Source organism: Salmonella sp. 2020_1459 (assembly GCF_043847915.1).
Lineage (GTDB): Bacteria > Pseudomonadota > Gammaproteobacteria > Enterobacterales > Enterobacteriaceae > Salmonella > Salmonella enterica.
Window position 1 is genome coordinate 54,603 of record NZ_JBCMFA010000006.1, and the last position, 17,300, is coordinate 71,902.

18 protein-coding genes are annotated in these 17,300 nt (G+C 52.7%); 6 read left to right on the forward strand and 12 right to left on the reverse strand.

The genetic code is table 11. The features are described from left to right. Nucleotides 1–157: 157 nt before the first annotated feature. The 8 genes from rna to citC all read right to left on the reverse strand — a co-directional run bounded on the left by rna (nucleotide 158) and on the right by citC (nucleotide 7,811). Nucleotides 158–964, reverse strand: a complete 807-nt coding sequence (gene rna, locus ACH0VJ_RS15815) for a ribonuclease I (RefSeq protein WP_001092585.1) — start codon at nucleotides 962–964, stop codon at nucleotides 158–160. A gap of 109 nt (nucleotides 965–1,073) precedes the next feature. After that, nucleotides 1,074–2,537 (reverse strand): citrate/succinate antiporter CitT, encoded by a 1,464-nt coding sequence (citT, locus tag ACH0VJ_RS15820; RefSeq protein WP_000059028.1) that lies wholly within the window; start codon nucleotides 2,535–2,537, stop codon nucleotides 1,074–1,076. Nucleotides 2,538–2,574: 37 nt separating this feature from the next. Then, a complete protein-coding gene (gene citG / locus ACH0VJ_RS15825; RefSeq protein WP_000982655.1) occupies nucleotides 2,575–3,471 on the reverse strand; it encodes a triphosphoribosyl-dephospho-CoA synthase CitG in 897 nt (298 codons plus the stop codon). Then, nucleotides 3,443–3,994, reverse strand: coding sequence for a citrate lyase holo-[acyl-carrier protein] synthase (gene citX / locus ACH0VJ_RS15830; RefSeq protein WP_001236072.1), 552 nt, complete (start codon nucleotides 3,992–3,994; stop codon nucleotides 3,443–3,445). The genes citG and citX overlap by 29 nt, the downstream gene beginning before the upstream one ends. Nucleotides 3,995–3,997: 3 nt before the next feature. Beyond that, entirely contained in the window at nucleotides 3,998–5,527 is a 1,530-nt protein-coding gene (gene citF / locus ACH0VJ_RS15835) for a citrate lyase subunit alpha (RefSeq protein ID WP_000192323.1), read from the reverse strand. Nucleotides 5,528–5,536: 9 nt separating this feature from the next. After that, the gene (gene citE, locus ACH0VJ_RS15840; RefSeq protein ID WP_000622358.1) at nucleotides 5,537–6,445 is read right to left on the reverse strand and encodes a citrate (pro-3S)-lyase subunit beta; all 909 of its coding nucleotides are present in this window, start codon (nucleotides 6,443–6,445) and stop codon (nucleotides 5,537–5,539) included. Continuing rightward, complete coding sequence (gene citD / locus ACH0VJ_RS15845) at nucleotides 6,442–6,738, reverse strand: citrate lyase acyl carrier protein (protein ID WP_000700679.1); 297 nt, start codon at nucleotides 6,736–6,738, stop codon at nucleotides 6,442–6,444. Before citD ends, citE begins: the two co-directional genes overlap by 4 nt. After that, nucleotides 6,735–7,811 carry a [citrate (pro-3S)-lyase] ligase gene (gene citC / locus ACH0VJ_RS15850; protein WP_000467872.1) on the reverse strand — a complete coding sequence of 359 codons (1,077 nt, stop codon included), beginning with the start codon at nucleotides 7,809–7,811 and terminating at the stop codon, nucleotides 6,735–6,737. Before citC ends, citD begins: the two co-directional genes overlap by 4 nt. Before the next feature lie 384 nt (nucleotides 7,812–8,195). Here citC and dpiB point away from each other — a divergent pair, with 384 nt between their 5' ends. Both dpiB and dpiA read left to right on the forward strand, forming a co-directional pair. Then, complete coding sequence (dpiB, locus tag ACH0VJ_RS15855; protein WP_000121817.1) at nucleotides 8,196–9,857, forward strand: sensor histidine kinase DpiB; 1,662 nt, start codon at nucleotides 8,196–8,198, stop codon at nucleotides 9,855–9,857. Next, nucleotides 9,826–10,506 carry a two-component response regulator DpiA gene (gene dpiA, locus ACH0VJ_RS15860; protein ID WP_000138786.1) on the forward strand — a complete coding sequence of 227 codons (681 nt, stop codon included), beginning with the start codon at nucleotides 9,826–9,828 and terminating at the stop codon, nucleotides 10,504–10,506. The genes dpiB and dpiA overlap by 32 nt, the downstream gene beginning before the upstream one ends. Nucleotides 10,507–10,548: 42 nt before the next feature. Here the strand turns inward: dpiA and dcuC are convergent, their stop codons facing one another. After that, on the reverse strand, nucleotides 10,549–11,934 hold the full coding sequence (gene dcuC / locus ACH0VJ_RS15865) for an anaerobic C4-dicarboxylate transporter DcuC (RefSeq protein ID WP_000958619.1): 1,386 nt from the start codon (nucleotides 11,932–11,934) through the stop codon (nucleotides 10,549–10,551). A 378-nt stretch (nucleotides 11,935–12,312) separates the two neighbouring features. Between dcuC and pagP the strand changes: the two genes are divergently transcribed. After that, nucleotides 12,313–12,885, forward strand: coding sequence for a lipid IV(A) palmitoyltransferase PagP (gene pagP / locus ACH0VJ_RS15870; RefSeq protein ID WP_000289055.1), 573 nt, complete (start codon nucleotides 12,313–12,315; stop codon nucleotides 12,883–12,885). A gap of 187 nt (nucleotides 12,886–13,072) precedes the next feature. After that, a complete protein-coding gene (gene cspE / locus ACH0VJ_RS15875; RefSeq protein WP_000034826.1) occupies nucleotides 13,073–13,282 on the forward strand; it encodes a transcription antiterminator/RNA stability regulator CspE in 210 nt (69 codons plus the stop codon). Nucleotides 13,283–13,339: 57 nt separating this feature from the next. On the opposite strand, the gene crcB is transcribed toward cspE, so the two are convergent. Further along, entirely contained in the window at nucleotides 13,340–13,723 is a 384-nt protein-coding gene (gene crcB, locus ACH0VJ_RS15880) for a fluoride efflux transporter CrcB (protein WP_000939753.1), read from the reverse strand. A 90-nt stretch (nucleotides 13,724–13,813) separates the two neighbouring features. On the opposite strand from crcB, the gene ACH0VJ_RS15885 reads away from it, so the two are divergent. Then, the gene (locus tag ACH0VJ_RS15885) at nucleotides 13,814–14,602 is read left to right on the forward strand and encodes a deaminated glutathione amidase (protein WP_000495784.1); all 789 of its coding nucleotides are present in this window, start codon (nucleotides 13,814–13,816) and stop codon (nucleotides 14,600–14,602) included. A gap of 128 nt (nucleotides 14,603–14,730) precedes the next feature. Further along, complete coding sequence (gene tatE, locus ACH0VJ_RS15890) at nucleotides 14,731–14,934, forward strand: twin-arginine translocase subunit TatE (RefSeq protein ID WP_000503938.1); 204 nt, start codon at nucleotides 14,731–14,733, stop codon at nucleotides 14,932–14,934. An 85-nt stretch (nucleotides 14,935–15,019) separates the two neighbouring features. On the opposite strand, the gene lipA is transcribed toward tatE, so the two are convergent. Together lipA and ACH0VJ_RS15900 are read right to left on the reverse strand one after the other, a co-directional pair. Then, nucleotides 15,020–15,985, reverse strand: a complete 966-nt coding sequence (lipA, locus tag ACH0VJ_RS15895; RefSeq protein ID WP_000042640.1) for a lipoyl synthase — start codon at nucleotides 15,983–15,985, stop codon at nucleotides 15,020–15,022. Nucleotides 15,986–16,190: 205 nt separating this feature from the next. Further along, nucleotides 16,191–17,144: a YbeF family transcriptional regulator gene (locus ACH0VJ_RS15900; RefSeq protein WP_001282817.1), complete on the reverse strand. Its 954-nt coding sequence runs from the start codon at nucleotides 17,142–17,144 to the stop codon at nucleotides 16,191–16,193. Between the last annotated feature and the right edge of the window lie 156 nt (nucleotides 17,145–17,300).

Consider the following 17,300-nt stretch of genomic DNA (forward strand, 5'->3'; position numbering starts at 1 on the left):
AGGGTTTAACTCTCATGATGATACTGAGACTTACCCCGTCTTTGAAGTGATTTAGTTCACATTCGGGTAAATCCTCAAACGTCATAGCCCTGAGTGAATTTTAGTCTACATTCGGGCGTGTTCTCAAATGTGGCTACGGTTTTAAACCTCTGCTTCGTCAATAGCCGGCTTTATCGATAATAAACTGTTTCCCGCAGTTGCCGGGATGCGGTTGCGGCAGGAATGAGGCAGAGGAGAGCGGCGCGTTAATCATCGACGCCTTTAATGAAAACTGAATCTCTGTTAAATAGGCGGGATTGCCATGGCAGTTTACTTTAACGGCTTTGACATTATCCTGGCCCCACATTTGTGCGACGACGCTATCAAACTCAGCGCGGCTAACGGTTTTGCCGTAATTATCCGCCAGAAACTGCCCCAGCGCGCTGTCTTTTATCGCCTTATCCAGCCGTATCATGGTGCCGAAATAGGCATTGGGATCAAACCCGAAACAGGCGCCATGTTTGGCATATTCGTAGCGCTCCAGGCAGGAATTTCCCCCCGCGCCGGGCATCACTTCCTTAAGCGCTGCCGCGATGTCAGGCGAAAGTCCGGGGGCGGGGGCGGAGCATTTCCGGCTGGCCTTGACTTCAGGCAGATTCGGGATTGGCCGCGTCGCACAACCAAAGCGCTGCCAGCGTCTCTGGTCAACACCACGTGCGGCGATAGATTTGGGTAATCCAGGCCACAGGCCGTGGACGGTCAGAAAGTCTGCTTTGTTGGCTGGCTCTTTTTGCAGACGGCACTCATCGGGTTCCCGATGGCGGCGTTCATGCTGGCTTTGACAAAAACCGGTTTGCCAGGAAAGCGCCAGCACATAGTCAGTGAAATCACCGTACTGTTGCGCCTGAAGTTCGTCGGCGTTGGCGGCAAAAATTGGGGTTAAGAGGACAGCCAGCAGCGGACTGTAATGCCATATTGTGTTCATGATGAATTCGATAATTTATACACATTATGAATGTTACCCATTTAATCATAAAAAATGCCGCTCAGGTGAACCTGAACGGCATCATTTTTAACCTACGTTGGCGTAATGTTTAATTCCACATTGCCAGAATCGGCCAGCCCACCAGCAACAGCATCGCGATATAGATAACGCCAAAGATTGCGCCAAGCCGCCAGTAGTCTTTGGATTTCACGTAACCGCAGCCGTAGATAATCACACCAGGGCCGGTGGCATACGGCGTCAGACAGCCCATGATACCGATAGACAGCACCAGCAGAATACACAGTTGTTCCATCGGAACGCCCGGAATGCCTTTACCCACCGCCAGAATGACCGGCAGCATGGTCGCGGTGTGAGCGGAAAGGCTGGCGAACAGGTAGTGCGCGAAATAGAACACCAGTACCAGTACAATGACGGTTGCATCCGGCGAGAAACCTTCCAGATGTGTACTCATGGTATTGGCGAACCAGTCAATAAAGCCGGAGCGGGTTAAGCCATTAGCCATGACCACCAGCGTAGCGAGGTTCACCAGGGTGTTCCAGGCGCTGTTGTAGCGCGTAATGTCTTTCCACGGCACAACATGCAACGCCAGCATCAGCGAGACGGCCAGCAGACCCACGGCAGTGGCGTTGATGATTTTTCCACCAAAAACCCACAATCCTAAGCTAAGCAGCACCAGGCCAATCAGCGTCCACTCTTTGCGGGACAGACGCCCCATGTTTTTTAACTCGCCGCCAGCCCAGGCCGCGACTTCCGCACTGTGGGTCACTTCAGGTTTATAAAGCACATAGGAGAGCCACGGCGCAACGATCAGTAAAATAATCCCTACCGGCAGAAAGCTGAGAAACCACTGCAGCCAGCTAATCTGGACCCCGGCGATCTTGCTGACGAACTCCAGACCTAACACGTTTGGCGCCGCGCCAGTGACAAACATCGAAGAGCTCAGGCTGGTACTGATCACCATCATCCACATCAAATAACCGCCGATGCGGCGTGCGGAAGGATCGTTTGGAAACGATTTAAACAGTGGCGGCAGGTTCTTGATGACCGGGAAGACAGTCCCGCCGGTACGAGCCGTATTGGAGGGAGTAAACGGCGCCAGCAAAATATCGATAATGACAATCGCATAGCCGAGCGTCAGCGTGCGTTTACCCATGAATTTTACCAGAAACAGCGCAATGCGGCGCCCCAGCCCGGTCACTTCGTAGCCCAGCGCGAAAATAAACGCGCCGAAAACCAGCCAGACCGTGGTGCTGGAGAAACCGGCAAGCCCCCATTTCAGCGCCTGTTTACTGGCTTTAAACGCCGGATCGGCCAGTTCTGAAGCGTCAAATAGCAGGTAATTGCTGCCGATAACGCAAATGGTTACGGCGATAAAACTGATCGCTGTCGCCGGGATCGGCTCCAGGATCATACCGACAATCATCGCGACGAAAACCGCAAAATAGTGCCAGGCCTGCGGCGGCATACCATCTGGAACAGGAATTAGCAACATGACGCCCATCACCACTAATGGGGCCAACAACTTCCATATATTATCTTTGGATAAAGACATAAATGACTCTCCGGAAAGGATATTTTCTATAATTGTGTTAATGATTAACTTGCGAAATTTGCGCTAAAAACCAGGTCACGATCAGCAGATCGGCGCTACCGCCTGGGCTGAGATTGCGTTCAATGCATTGCTGATCGAACCGGTGGAGATAAACGAGATCGTCAGGCGTCCGTATGCCGCCCTGATGTAATAAGACCGCCGCCTGCTGCTGTAACCAGCGCAGACCGTCCGCCCCGCCGCGCGACGCGACGTTGGTATCGCCGTTAAGCGACATCAGCAGCAGTAAGGTATCAAGCAGCGCCAGTTCCGGATCGCGCCCCTGCGCCAGCAATGCGCGGTAGTGCGGTAACGCGTGGCGGATGACCAGCGGATAGCCCGCTTCCGCTTCGCCGCGCGCGCCAGTTAATCCCAGTTGCTGATACAGCCGCTGACCTGCGGTGAGCTGTAGGTTGTTCTGGCGCAGTTCGCGCGTGGTCAGGCCGCGGCAAAAATCGGCGGCGGTAGCGCAGAGTGTTTCTGCAGCGATCGGCTGGCGTAGCTGATACAGGCGGCCAATGGCGGCGCACAGTAACCCCAGCGAGAAAATGCTGCCTTTATGGGTATTGACGCCCGCCGTTGCGCGAAACATCGCTGCTTCACAGGCCATCCCCAATGGACGCAGGCCCGCCAGAACTGACTCTGGCGGCAGGCGCGTGCAGCTGGCGCCATATTCCATAAAGCGCGGCAGCCAGTGTCGAATCGCCTCCGCGCTGCGGTGAAAATCCGCCAGCGCCATATCTTTGTGCGCGCCGCAGTTTAGTCGGTCTACCAGACCGGGTTTTGGCGATAAATTTACCTCGGTCAGCATGGCGCGCCAGGCCAAATCGGCCCAGGCGTCATACAGCGACTGAGGCTGAATGGAGGCGTTAGTCGGGTTGGCGGGAATCGGCATCATGCAGCAGCGCCTCCATATGAATCAGTAAATCAGTCAGCGCGTGGGTTTTACCCCGCGCGCATTCAGCCGCGCTTTGCCCGCACAGCAGACAGCGGCGAGCGGGAAGCGCGAAATGGCGGCGGGAGAGTATTTCGCCTTCCGCCGTCAGGACATCGATATCCCACAGGCGCCCCAGTGGATAACGCTGTTCAAGCGCGATGGTCGCCTGTTTGAGCGCCTGAGCGGGCGCGTCAATCGCCAGCAGCCCTTCCGGCCCGCTGGCGGAAGCCAGTGCAGCCTGCTCCCGGATGGTCCAGCCATACTCTTCTGCCAGCGTGTGCAGGGCAGTCACGCCGTGATTAAAGATCCGGCGGGTTAACGCGCTGTCTTTCATCGGGCCTGGCGCCACCACGGTAAAGGAGACCAGTGGAGTGGCGTGGCGTGTTAGCCAGGCGCGCTGTCTTGCTTGTCTCTCATCCCGGCTGGCGAGCAGCTCAGGAATAGAAACGTCGTGACAGGTGGCGAGTTCAGGAAACAGGCGCATGGCTTATTCCTTCACCTGATGCACCACATCGATCACTGAACCGTCGCGATAACGCACGACAGCAATCACGCGGTCGGTGAATTCGATAGGGCGGGGCTGACCGGTAAGCAGTTGCGCGCGTTCGCGCAGCCACTCAATCGATACCACTTTCATTCCCGCTGCTTTCAGGCGTTCAGCCAGCTCCGGACGCGCCGGATTGACGGCGATACCGTGATCGGTGACCAGAATGTCAACGCTGGAGCCTGGTGTGACGCAGGTGGTGACGTTATCAACCAGCGTTGGGATGCGACCGCGCACCAGCGGCGCGACGATGATGGACAGCGCCGCCGCGACGGCGGTATCGCAGTGACCGCCGGACGCGCCGCGTAGAACGCCGTCGGAGCCGGTCAGCACGTTAACATTGAAGTGAGTGTCTACTTCCAGCGCGCTCAGTACCACCACGTCCAGACGGTCGACGGAAGCGCCTTTAGAGCCCCAGTTGGCGTACTGGTTAGCGCTGATTTCGATATGGTTCGGGTTGCGGGCCAAAGATTGCGCAGCGTTACGATCGAAGCTCTGCACGTCAAGCAGTTTGCGGATTAAGCCCTTTTCATGCAGGTCGACCATGGTGGCGGTGATACCGCCCAGCGCGAAATTAGCCACAATGTTGCGGCTACGCATTTTGTCTTCCAGGAAGCGGGTGACCGCCAGCGATGCGCCGCCGGTGCCGGTTTGCAGGGAGAAACCTTCGTTGAAGTAGCCGGAGTGAGCAATGACTTCCGCCGCGCTGCGGGCGATCAGCAGTTCACGCGGATTAGTGGTCATGCGGGTCGCGCCAGCGCCGATTTTGTTTGCATCACCGACTTCTTCGATTTGCACGATCAGATCAACCTGATCCTGGGCGATGCTTGCCGGGTTATGCGGATACGGCAGCAGTTGCTCCGTCAGCATCACGACCTGCTTCGCGCTGTCGGCATCCACCATCGCGTAGCCCAGTGAACCGCAACAGGCTTTGCCGGTATAACCGTTAGCATTACCGAATTCATCGCAGGAGGGCACGCCAAGAAACGCAACATCAATATTGAGTTCGCCGCTTTGTACCAGATGCACACGACCGCCGTGGGAGTGAATCTGAACCGGCTCAGCCAGCAGGCCGCGAGAAATTTCTTCCGCCAGCGGGCCGCGCAGGCCTGACGTGTAGATGCGGCTGACCACCCCGTTACGAATGTGTTCAACCAGCGGCGCATGGCAGTCGCTCAGCGAGCTGGAGGCCAGGGTCAGATTTTTGAAGCCCATCTTCGCGATGGTTTCCATCACCAGGTTAATCGTCAGATCGCCGCCGCGAAACGCGTGGTGAAAGGAAAGCGTCATGCCGTCGCGTAAACCGGAACGGCGGATGGCCTCTTCCAGGCTGGCGCACAGTTTGTGGTCGCGCGGTTTTTGCGCTTGTAGATCCAATTTTGCCGCACTTTGGTAAGCGCTCAGTTCGCTTTCAGCGTGACGGCTCCAGGCTGCTACGCGATCCTGGCGTTGAGATTCATTTTTCTGCGTCATTTTTTTGCCTTATTCTTCGCGAATACCGGAAAGTTCTGCACGGGAGAGCACCAGACGGGCGCGTTCAATCACCGGGCTGTCGACCATCTTGCCGTTAAGGGAAACGACGCCGAGACCTTCGCGGGCGGCGGCTTCTGCGGCTTCAACGACCAGACGCGCATGGGCGACCTCTTTACGCGTTGGCGCATAAAGGTTGTGCAGCAGTTCGATCTGGCGGGGGTTGATCAGTGACTTACCGTCAAAGCCCAACTGTTTAATGTGGGCGGCTTCTTGCAGGAAACCGGCTTCGTTGTTGGCGTCGGAATAGACGGTATCGAAGGCCTGAATGCCGGCGGAACGCGCGGCCTGCAAAATGGCGCAGCGGGCGAACAGCAGTTCGGTGCCTTCCGGAGAGCGTTCGGTGCGCAGGTTGCGAACATAGTCTTCCGCGCCCAGCGCAATCCCGATCAACCGTTCAGAGGCGTGGGCGATTTCTACCGCGCGGGTAATACCCAGCGGCGATTCCACGGCGGCTAACAGGCCGGTACTGCCCGGTTCGCGACCGCAGGCGTTTTCAATGCGCAGAATTTCGTTTTCGATATCAATGACGTCCTGCGCGGTGTCGGTTTTCGGTAAACGCACCACGTCCGCGCCGCCGCGCACGACCGCTTCCAGATCGTTGACGCCCCATTCGGAGTCCAGCGCATTCACGCGGACAATGGTTTCGACGTCACGGTAAAGCGGGTGTTGCAGCGCGTGATATACCAGACGGCGCGCCGCGTCTTTTTCGCGTAATGCAACGGAGTCTTCCAGGTCGAACATCAGCGCGTCGGCCGGATAGATAAACGAATTGCTCACCATCGCCGCGTTGGCGCCCGGTACGAATAACATACTGCGGCGGGTGCGGGTTTTACTTTGTTGCAGAGAGGCGGAAATCATTGGCGATCCTCCCAGGGCAGAGCGGCAATACCGCTGGCGCGCGCCAGTAGCGTTTCCAGTCGGGCGCGCAAAATGCAGTCCAGAGCGCCTTTATCATCGACGTTCAGTTGTACGCCGCGCACGTCGTAGCGAGAAAGCACCTCCAGGATGGTGGCGCGAATGGCCTCGCCAAACTGTTTTTCAACGCTACTGTTGATTTGCAGGTCAATATCCTGCGTATCGAGCGGCGCAATGCGTATCATCACATCGCCGGACTCAAGCGTGCCTGCGACGGCTAGCTGGTTTATTTTCATTTTTCACCTGTTGCTAAGACGGGGGACTTTTGACGGGCTGCCGCGCTGCCCGGATGGCGTTCGACCATGCCCTGCAAATAGCGCAGGGTGGCGTCGGGAACCAGCGGCGCGATAGCCGTGAGATCGTGTTTAACCAGCAGCTTGCGTACCCAGGAGGCGGATATCGGCGTCTCCTGGAAGCAAAGCCGCTCTATTTCCACCAGCGTAATGGGTGGGGCGGGAAGCGTTGGCGTCTCCAGCCAGAAACGCATATCAAGGTTGTACTGGGCGGTAACGGTGCAAAACGGCTCCGTACCGACAAAGCGGTGTGTGATGCCAAGCGCGGGCGCCAGATACTGGCGAAAAATCTTCAGGTCGATTTCGGTATAACAGTGATTAATGACGCTCTGCTCTTTAATGAAATAGCAGGGGAACGTCGCCCGAGAAATAATGTATTCGGAGCCGCGGTGAACGGTTAAGCGCGGGATATCGGTGGTCCCTTTAAGAACCAGATCGAGTCGGTCTTCATAGGGAAAGCGTGATGTATCTTCTTTGACCAGGAACAGATGCAGCCAGTCGCACTGTGCCGCCGCCTGTTGGATCAGATAGCGATGGCCGTGCGTGAAAGGATTGGCGTTCATCACAATACAGCCAATTTTCTTTCCCTCGTGACGCAATGTCGCCAGCGATTCCGCATACCGTTTCAACCGGGTCGCGCTATTTTCCATTAAGACCATCACGCCAGGGACGCTGGCTATCGTCGAAAAGCTGCACTGTTTAAACAGCGCTTCGTATTCCGTTTTGGTATAAATAAAAAGATGGGTGCAGTGCCGCTCCCAGGCGAGATTAATCAATTCCGTCGCCAGCGTTAACGCTAAGCCTTCGCCGCGTACTGATTCGCTAATGGCCACGCATTTAATGATATTTCCGGCAATACCGCCGCAGGCAATAAGACGGTCATCACGGCTGACGGTAATAAACACTTCTACAGTGGTATCGACGCTTAAATCATTCTCTTTGAGAAAGTGAGCGATCTCCGCCATTTTTTTATTTTCAGAGCGTTTTACCCGAGTGAATACATTATTGCCAAACATAGTAAGAAATATCCTGGTGATATGCTTGTTGCCACTTTTCTGTATATGTTGCGCTGTGTTGCAACTTGATAACTTTTTCTTTTCAGTCAGAGTGGGAGTATTTTTATGACGAGTTATTTATTTTTCTCTCTGACGTATACATCGTAAGGAGTATTTTGGTGGTAAATTTTGATTTATTTCACAAAGCGTTAGATGGTTTTTAAGTGTTTTATGGTTTTAAGTTTTTTAATTAATTTAATCGCCATTCCGGCGGTGGGTTTTAGTTGTTTAATTGATTTAATGTGGGGAATCTGTAACGATTGGTTTTTATATGCATCAAGATGCTGAAAACATTTTTATTACATTTGCGATAAATCTGAAGAGAAATGCCCATAAGGAACCTTAATGTCCTATCAGAAAAATAAAAAGCTGTTTCCTTTTTTTCGGCAACTCGCGTTTCCGTTACGTATTTTTCTGCTCATTCTGGTGGTTTCTGTTTTCATCGTGGCAGCGTTAGCACAATATTTGTCTGCCAGTTTCGAAGATTATCTGGCGTCCCATGTTCGTGATATGGCGATGAATCAGGCAAAAATTATTGCTTCTAACGACAGCATTATCGCTGCCGTAAAAAACCGGGACTATAAACGCCTGGCGATAATTGCGAATAAACTGCAGCGCGGGACGGATTTTGACTATGTGGTGATAGGCGATCGCCACTCGATCCGGCTTTACCATCCGAATCCGGAAAAAATCGGCTATCCCATGCAGTTTACGAAACCCGGCGCGCTGGAAAGAGGAGAAAGTTATTTCATTACCGGTAAGGGCTCAATAGGGATGGCGATGCGCGCCAAAACGCCTATCTTTGACAACAAAGGCAACGTGATCGGCGTTGTTTCAATTGGCTATCTGGTCAGTAAAATCGACTCCTGGCGGCTGGACTTCTTATTACCGATGGCGGGGGTTTTTGTCCTGTTGCTGGTGGTATTAATGCTGCTTTCCTGGTTTTTCGCCGCGCATATCCGCCGACAAATGCTGGGCATGGAGCCGAAACAGATTGCGCGCGTGGTACGCCAGCAGGAGGCGTTATTTAGCTCGGTTTATGAAGGGCTGATCGCCGTTGATCCGGAGGGACATATCACCGCGATTAACCGCAATGCGAGAAAAATGTTGGGGCTGCCGTCGCCGGGGCGTCAGTGGCTGGGCAAGCTGATAGCGGAAGTCGTCAATCCGGCAGACTTTTTTACCTGCCAGATCGCAGAAAGACGCCAGGACGTGATGGCCAACTTCAATGGCCTGAGCGTCATCGCTAATCGTGAGGCTATCCGTTCCGGCGAGGAGCTGCTGGGCGCTATTATTAGTTTTCGCAGCAAAGATGAAATCGCGACGTTGAACGCGCAGTTAACCCAGATTAAACAGTATGTTGAGAGTCTGCGCACGCTACGCCATGAGCACCTGAACTGGATGTCGACTCTGAACGGCCTGCTGCAAATGAAAGAGTATGATCGGGTCAGAGAGATGGTGCAGGGCGAATCGCAGGCGCAGCAGCAACTTATTGATAGTTTACGCGGCACCTTCGCCGATCGTCAGGTGGCCGGTTTGCTGTTTGGCAAAGTTCAGCGCGCGCGTGAACTGGGGCTCAAGATGGTGATTGTTCCCGGCAGCCAGCTACATCAACTGCCGGAGGGGCTGGATAGCACGGAGTTCGCCGCCATCGTCGGGAATCTGCTGGATAACGCGTTTGAGGCGAGTTTACGTACACAGGAAGGCGACAAGACCATCGAACTTTTCCTGAGCGACGAGGGCGACGAGGTGGTGATAGAGGTCGCCGACCAGGGCAGCGGCGTTCCTGAAGCGCTGCGGGAAAAAATTTTTGAGCAGGGCGTAAGTACCCGAACTGACGAACCCGGTGAGCATGGTATCGGGTTATATCTGATTGCAAGTTATGTGGGGCGCTGTGGCGGGGTCATTACGCTGGAAGACAATGATCCTTGTGGCACCTTATTTTCTTTATTCCTTCCGAAAGTGAAAAAAAACGATGACAGAACCATTAACCCTATTGATCGTTGAGGATGAAACGCTGCTGGCGGAGATGCACGCAGAATATATCCGCCATATTCCTGGCTTTAACCAGATATGGCTGGCGGGCAATCTGGCGCAGGCGAGAATGATGATTGACCGATTCAAACCTGGATTAATTCTGTTGGATAATTATCTGCCGGATGGGAAGGGGATTACGCTGCTGCATGAATTAATGCAGTCGCGCTATCCCGGCGGCGTCGTGTTTACGACCGCCGCCAGTGACATGGAGACGGTAGCGGAAGCGGTACGCAGCGGCGCGTTTGATTATCTGGTCAAACCTATTGCTTATGAACGTTTGGGACAGACGCTGACCCGCTATCAACAGCGCAGACGTATGCTGGCGAGCGCGGATAGCGCAAGCCAGAAGCAGATAGATGAAATGTTCAACGCCTATGCGCGCGGCGAACCGAAAGGGGATTTGCCGACCGGTATTGATGCCTTAACCCTTAATGCGGTGATGAAGCTGTTTGCCGATCCAACCGTACGCCATACGGCTGAAACGGTCGCGCAGGCCTTAACGATAAGCCGCACCACATCCCGACGCTACCTGGAATATTGCGCGAGTCGGCACCTGATTGTCGCAGAGATTATTCATGGCAAAGTGGGCAGGCCGCAGCGTATTTATCACGGCGGCTAAGCCCGGGTTAAGATGCCGGGGCGAGCCCCGGCTTACCGGCTATCAGCCGCCAGTAACGGCGGAAGAGGCGCCTGGCACCATAATTTCCGTGGCGATAATGACGATCAACAGACCGACGATGACCGGAACGGACGTGCGTTTCACCACTTCAAACGGTGATATTTTAGCCATCCCGGCGACAGCGACCACGACGCCGGAGACCGGAGAAATCGTGCGCCCCAGGTTTGAGGCTTGCAGCATTGGGATGGATAAATAGGCTGGGTTGATACCGGAGGAGTGCGCCAGTTTAGGGATCATCTCAACAAAGGCGTAAAAAGGCGCATTGCCTGAACCGGTGGTCATCGCGGCCAGCATGGTTAAAATCACTAAGACCAGCATCAGAATAATGCTGGCGGAGCCAAAAGAAGTGGCAATCGAGATCAGACTTTGGATAAAGCCAATGGTGCTCAGCCCCTGGGCGAAAACGCCCGCCGCGACCAGCAGCATCACAACGCCGGCAAACGCATCCGCCATGCCGCGATAAGCCACTTCCAGGCCGGAAAACACATTTTGCGTGTTGAAGCCGCGCACGAATTCCAGCACGGCGGCCAGCAGCATACAGATCACCAGAATGGTAATAATGTGCAACTGCGGCCCCCATTTACCGTCAAAAATCAGTACGCCGATAATGGGCGTGAACGGCAAAAGGGCATAAAACGCCGGGGCCGTGGTGGTAATTTCCGCCACGTCCAGCATCTCATGTGAAATGTTCTCTTTTTTATCCAGATAGCGTTGCCAGAAAAAGTGCGCAATCGCCATACCGATAATGGCGGCGATGGAAATCGGCAGCGTGGTTTTGAACGCGAAATCGATTAACGGCATCTCCGCCGCTTTTGCGGCTAAAACCACATCGCCAGACGTTGGCGAGAGGATGATGGCGGCCGGAGAGGCGCAAATAGCCGCCGCCGCGCCGCGGCTAATGCCGACGTTGACCATCACCGGGAAGAGAGTAGCCATGAGCAGTACGCCAAGCCCCGTCGCGGAAGAGACGGCCAGCGACATCAGGCAGGCGACAAAATAGGCAGCAATCATCAACAGGTAGGGCGAGTTTATGTACTGTAAAGGTTTCGACGCCAGCTTCACGACCATATCATTCGCGCCGATATGCGTCATATAGGCGGCAAAGCCGCATAGCATCATGATCATCATGCCAAGATCGCCGCCGCGACTCATAAGCAAAATTTTGATGTATTCAACAATATCTGTTGCGGTATAGCCGGTACTGGTTTCGCTGGCAGGTAATACCTTATGCCCCATCAGCGCGCTGATAATAAGCAGAACCAGACCGCCGACAAATAAAACGCCAGTGGCGGAATATCCCTTAATGATGTAGCGTGCTACACCCACAATAACGACGACTCCGATAAGGAGCTCTATAACTGTTAGCATTGTTTCCCCTGTCTTATCGACACCCAGAGTAAAAATAAGAACCACAAAAGTGGTATAAAAATGTACCGAATAAAGGATGGCGCCTTACTGATTAAAATCACGGCGCGGTTATTTTTTCATGTCATCACTAAAGATGAAATATGTTTATACGAATTTTCTGTAGCGCTATAAGTATTAATTTATTGTTATTTTATTGTTTTATTTGTTGTGCTTTGTTTTGTGTTTTTTGTGAAAGCTTATTAAGGAGCGCGTGACGGTTCTGAGTGCTAAATCAAACGCCGTTAACCCGATACTCTCTCAGATTATTCTCTGTTTATAGTTTGTTAAGATTTTATTCAGGTTAATGTTGTTATTATCACAGTCGAATTTTTGAACGGTATGTATGTTGCGATGATCATCAGAAAGTATTTTCTTATTATTGCTCTCCTTGTTATGCCATGGCTGGCTATTCCTTCAGTCTCTGCGGCGGATAAAGGGTGGTTTAACACGTTTACCGATAACGTCGCAGAAACGTGGCGACAGCCTGAGCATTATGATTTGTATGTCCCCGCCATTACCTGGCATGCGCGCTTTGCCTACGATAAAGAGAAAACGGATCGCTATAACGAGCGGCCGTGGGGCGTTGGTTTTGGTCAGTCGCGCTGGGACGATAAAGGCAACTGGCATGGCCTCTATATGATGGCCTTTAAAGATTCATTTAACAAATGGGAACCCATAGGCGGTTATGGCTGGGAAAAAACCTGGCGACCGCTGGAAGACGATAATTTTCGTCTGGGACTGGGCTTTACCGCAGGCGTTACCGCGCGCGACAACTGGAATTATATTCCCATCCCTGTGCTGTTGCCTTTAGCGTCGATAGGCTATGGGCCCGCTACCTTTCAGATGACCTACATTCCGGGTTCGTATAACAACGGAAACGTCTATTTCGCCTGGATGCGTTTCCAGTTTTGATGGGGAAGGGCATGCTTCAGTTGTGAATTAAAAAGTCTTAAAAAACAATAAGTAGCTAGAGTTAGCTAAAAATTAACGCGATATTTATCACTTTTTCGCAAAGTTCGACTGGACAAAATGCATCACAATTGTTGTACTGGTATCCGACACAGCATTTGTGTCTATTTTTCATGTAAAGGTAATTTTGATGTCTAAGATTAAAGGTAACGTTAAGTGGTTTAATGAATCCAAAGGATTCGGTTTCATTACTCCGGAAGATGGCAGCAAAGACGTGTTCGTACACTTCTCTGCAATCCAGACCAATGGTTTTAAAACTCTGGCTGAAGGTCAGCGCGTAGAGTTCGAAATCACTAACGGTGCCAAAGGCCCTTCCGCTGCAAACGTAACTGCTCTGTAAGCATACGTCCGACAGCAAGATTTCAAAACCCGCCTTTTCGGCGGGTTTTTTTTGCGCTTAACGCGCCGCTGCGGCGGAAAATAGCCAGAATGCCAGCGCCGTCATGGCAAACGAACCCAACAGGTTAATCAGCACATTCAGCAGCGCCCAGCCAAAGCGCCCCTCTTGCAGCAAGAATACCACTTCGGCAGAAAAAGTAGAAAAGGTCGTCAGGCCGCCGCAAAAGCCGGTCGTAATGAGCACTTTCCACATCGGATCGATATGTGTCATGCGGTTAAACCAGGCGAACCCCATGCCGATAATAAACGCGCCAAGCAAATTTGCTGTTAGCGTACCGATGGGAATCGCCTGATGAAGCGGATTAAAACGCATACTTAGCATCCACCGGGCTACGCTCCCCGTTCCACCGCCGATAAAAACTGCTAAAAGAAGCTGTAACACTGCCGAATCCTTTATTTAATTGCTATACAAGAGGAGTGTAACGCCGAACACGCATAATTGGCGAGTCCTGACAGAGGTGTGGGAGGGGATATGTTCGTTGCAGCCGGGCAGTTTGTGGTGAGTTCTGTATGGGAAGAGAATGCGCAAGTTTGCGTTTCGTTAATGGCTCAGGCGGCGGGCCGCGGCGTATCGCTTCTGGTGTTGCCTGAGGGGATATTAGCGCGAAATGACATCGACCTTGACCTGCCGATTCGCGCCGCGCAGCCGCTGGATGGCGCGTTTATGACGCGGCTTCAGGAAGAAAGCGCTCATAATAATATGACGACGATATTCACTGTCCTTGTCCCGTCAACGCCCGGACGGGCGGTTAATATGCTGGTGGCGCTACGGGCAGGTCACATTGTCGCACGTTACGCGAAGCTGCATCTCTATGATGCGTTTTCGATGCAAGAATCCCAAAGTATTGATGCCGGAACCGCTATCGCGCCTGTGCTGGACGTGGAGGGGGTTAAGGTGGGGCTTATGACCTGTTATGACCTGCGCTTTCCGGACATGGCGCTAGCGCTGGCTTTACAGGGGGCTGACGTACTGGCGCTGCCGACGGGCTGGGTTCGCGGCCCGTTGAAAGAGCAGCAGTGGTCGACGCTGCTGGCGGCGAGAGCGCTGGATACCACCTGCTATATGATTGCGGCCGGGGAGTGTGGTAATCGTAATATTGGTCAAAGTCGTATTATCGATCCGTTGGGGGTAACGATAGCCGCGGCAGCCGATCGTCCGGCGCTGATCGTCGCGGAAATATTCAGAGAACGAATAGACCAGGTGCGGGAGCAACTTCCTCTTTTGCAGCAACGACGATTTGCGCCACCGCAATTATTATGATGTTTTTTTACGCAAAGCTTGATTCACCTTGTTACAGATTGCTATTGTGTGCGCGCGTCGAAAGACCGTTAATATTCTCAGGTTAATCCGGCGCGTTACGCAGCCTGTTTTTAGTGAAGAAGGTATCTATGGGTGAGATTAGTATTACCAAACTGCTGGTGGTTGCCGCACTGGTTGTTCTGCTGTTTGGTACCAAGAAGTTACGTACGCTGGGCGGAGACCTGGGCACGGCGATTAAAGGATTCAAGAAAGCAATGAACGATGAAGACGCGGGCGTTAAGAAAGACGTCGACGGTAGCGTTCAGGCTGAAAAACTCTCGCACAAAGAGTAATAGCGCGATGCGCTTGCTCCGCAGAGTAAAAAAACCGGCAAGTTGCCGGTTTTTTTTGCCTGAAATGTAAGCGTCTATTACACGATCATTTCACTTCCATGCCTTTGGCCTGGAGATCAGCATGGTACGAAGAACGTACAAAGGGGCCACAGGCGGCATGGGTAAAGCCCATCGCCAGAGCTTCCGCTTTCATCTCGTCAAACTCTTCCGGGCTGACATAACGCTGTACCGGCAGGTGATGGCGGCTTGGCTGTAGATACTGACCAAGCGTCAGCATGGTAACGCCGTGACGGCGTAAGTCGCGCATAACCTCAATGATTTCCGCATTGGTTTCGCCTAAGCCCACCATCAGACCCGATTTTGTCGGAATTTCCGGGTGTGCTTCTTTGAAGCGTTCCAGTAATTTTAGCGACCAGTTGTAATCGGCGCCCGGACGAACCTGGCGGTAAATACGCGGCACGTTTTCCAGGTTGTGGTTAAACACATCCGGCGGCGTCGCGTTAAGGATATCCAGCGCGCGATCCATACGTCCACGGAAGTCTGGCACCAGGGTCTCTATTTTTATCTCCGGGCTTTTGGCGCGGATGGCGGTGATGCAGTCAGCAAAGTGCTGGGCGCCGCCGTCACGCAGATCGTCACGGTCGACAGAGGTGATGACCACATAGCGTAGCGCCATGTCGGCGATCGTTTGCGCCAGTTTCTGCGGCTCTTCCGCATCCGGCGCAACGGGGCGGCCATGGGCGACATCACAGAACGGACAGCGGCGAGTGCAAATGGCGCCAAGGATCATAAACGTAGCGGTACCGTGGTTGAAACATTCAGCCAGGTTTGGGCAAGACGCTTCCTCGCAGACAGAATGCAGGCCATTTTTGCGCATTGCGGCTTTGATGCCCTGGATACGGGTAGAATCCGCCGGAAGTTTTATTTTCATCCATTCCGGTTTACGTAGTAGAGCGTCGCGCTCTGTGACCACATTTTTAACCGGGATAAGAGCCATCTTATCGGCATCGCGGTATTTTACACCGCGTTCCATCACAATGGGTTTACTCATAGCGTGCGTGTTCCAGTTGCGAATAACGAAGGAAAGCGTTTCAATTCAAGGGAAAGTTGTATTTATCAACTATTTTTGAATTTGTGACACGCAGTATATCATTGATAAGGGCCATAAAGCAGCCTGACAGCCCGGCAAAATGTAAAATAGTTGTTGTTTTGTGCTGTTTGCCCATATCTTCCGTGACCTGAATGCAACATTTTTGTCAGAACGCCTCACGGATGATATCAATGACGTTCTCCAGCACCGGATCGCGCAGACTCAGTTTATTGTAATGCAGCGAGAACTCGACCTGTTCACTATTCACCGGCGCGTAGGGAAGGCGTTCAAGCGGCCAGCAACGGCTAAATAAGTCGTAGAAGCGGGTGGGCATCAGTCCCAGCAGATCGCTGCTGGCGATCAGCGAGGCAATGGTAAAAATATTGTAGCTGCTAAAACTGATTTGCTGATCGGGAAATGTCTCCTGCAGTCGCTGGCGCAGCAGGGAAAGATGTTGTCCCTCCAGCATCAGAAAGGTGTGATCCGCGCTGTTCAGTCTCTCTTCAGTAATGGCGTTCGCCAGACACGGGTGATGCTGGCGGCAGACAATCTCAAGCGTATCGCTAAACAGGACGTGATGCTGGATGCTCCGGTTGTTATAGCTATGGGTATTGATAATGAGATCGGTCTGAAACTGACTAAGCTGGCTTTCGGCATCGTCTACCGGAATGTTGCGCAGCAAAAGCTGAGGATAACGCGGCCTGATGGCCTGGTAAATAATCGGCATCACTAGCGCGCCGACCGAAGGCGTCGTGCCAATTGTAATGGTACGCTGCTTATCATAGCTGCCCGTAAGATCCAGGGCGCCAAGAATAGATTCCAGCCCCTGGCTGATGTATTCGTGCAGATGCGTAGCATACGTCGTGGGCGTTACGCCCTGGCCTTTGCGAATAAACAGCGGATCGGGAAATATAGTCCGTAATTTTTGAATGGACTGGCTGATGGCTGACGGCGTCAGGTTAAGAATTTTCGCTGCATTGACGATCCCTTTATGGACATATACGGCCTCGAAAATCGTCAACAGATTGAGGTCAATATTTCTCAGTGTTCTGAAAATTTGCGGTTTGTCTTGTAGGTGTTGATCGGCCGGTTGTCTTTCTGCCTGATTATTATCACTCACGCTCTGGCTCCGAATTCATTCGTATTATGAATAATAGATGAAATAGTATATTTTGCATTTATGAGTTGGTTTTAAAATTACTCTTATGAATGTATTTTTAGTCATTTCAATAAGATAAGTAACAGCAAGGCCGGGATTTTGTTCACGGAAAATTCC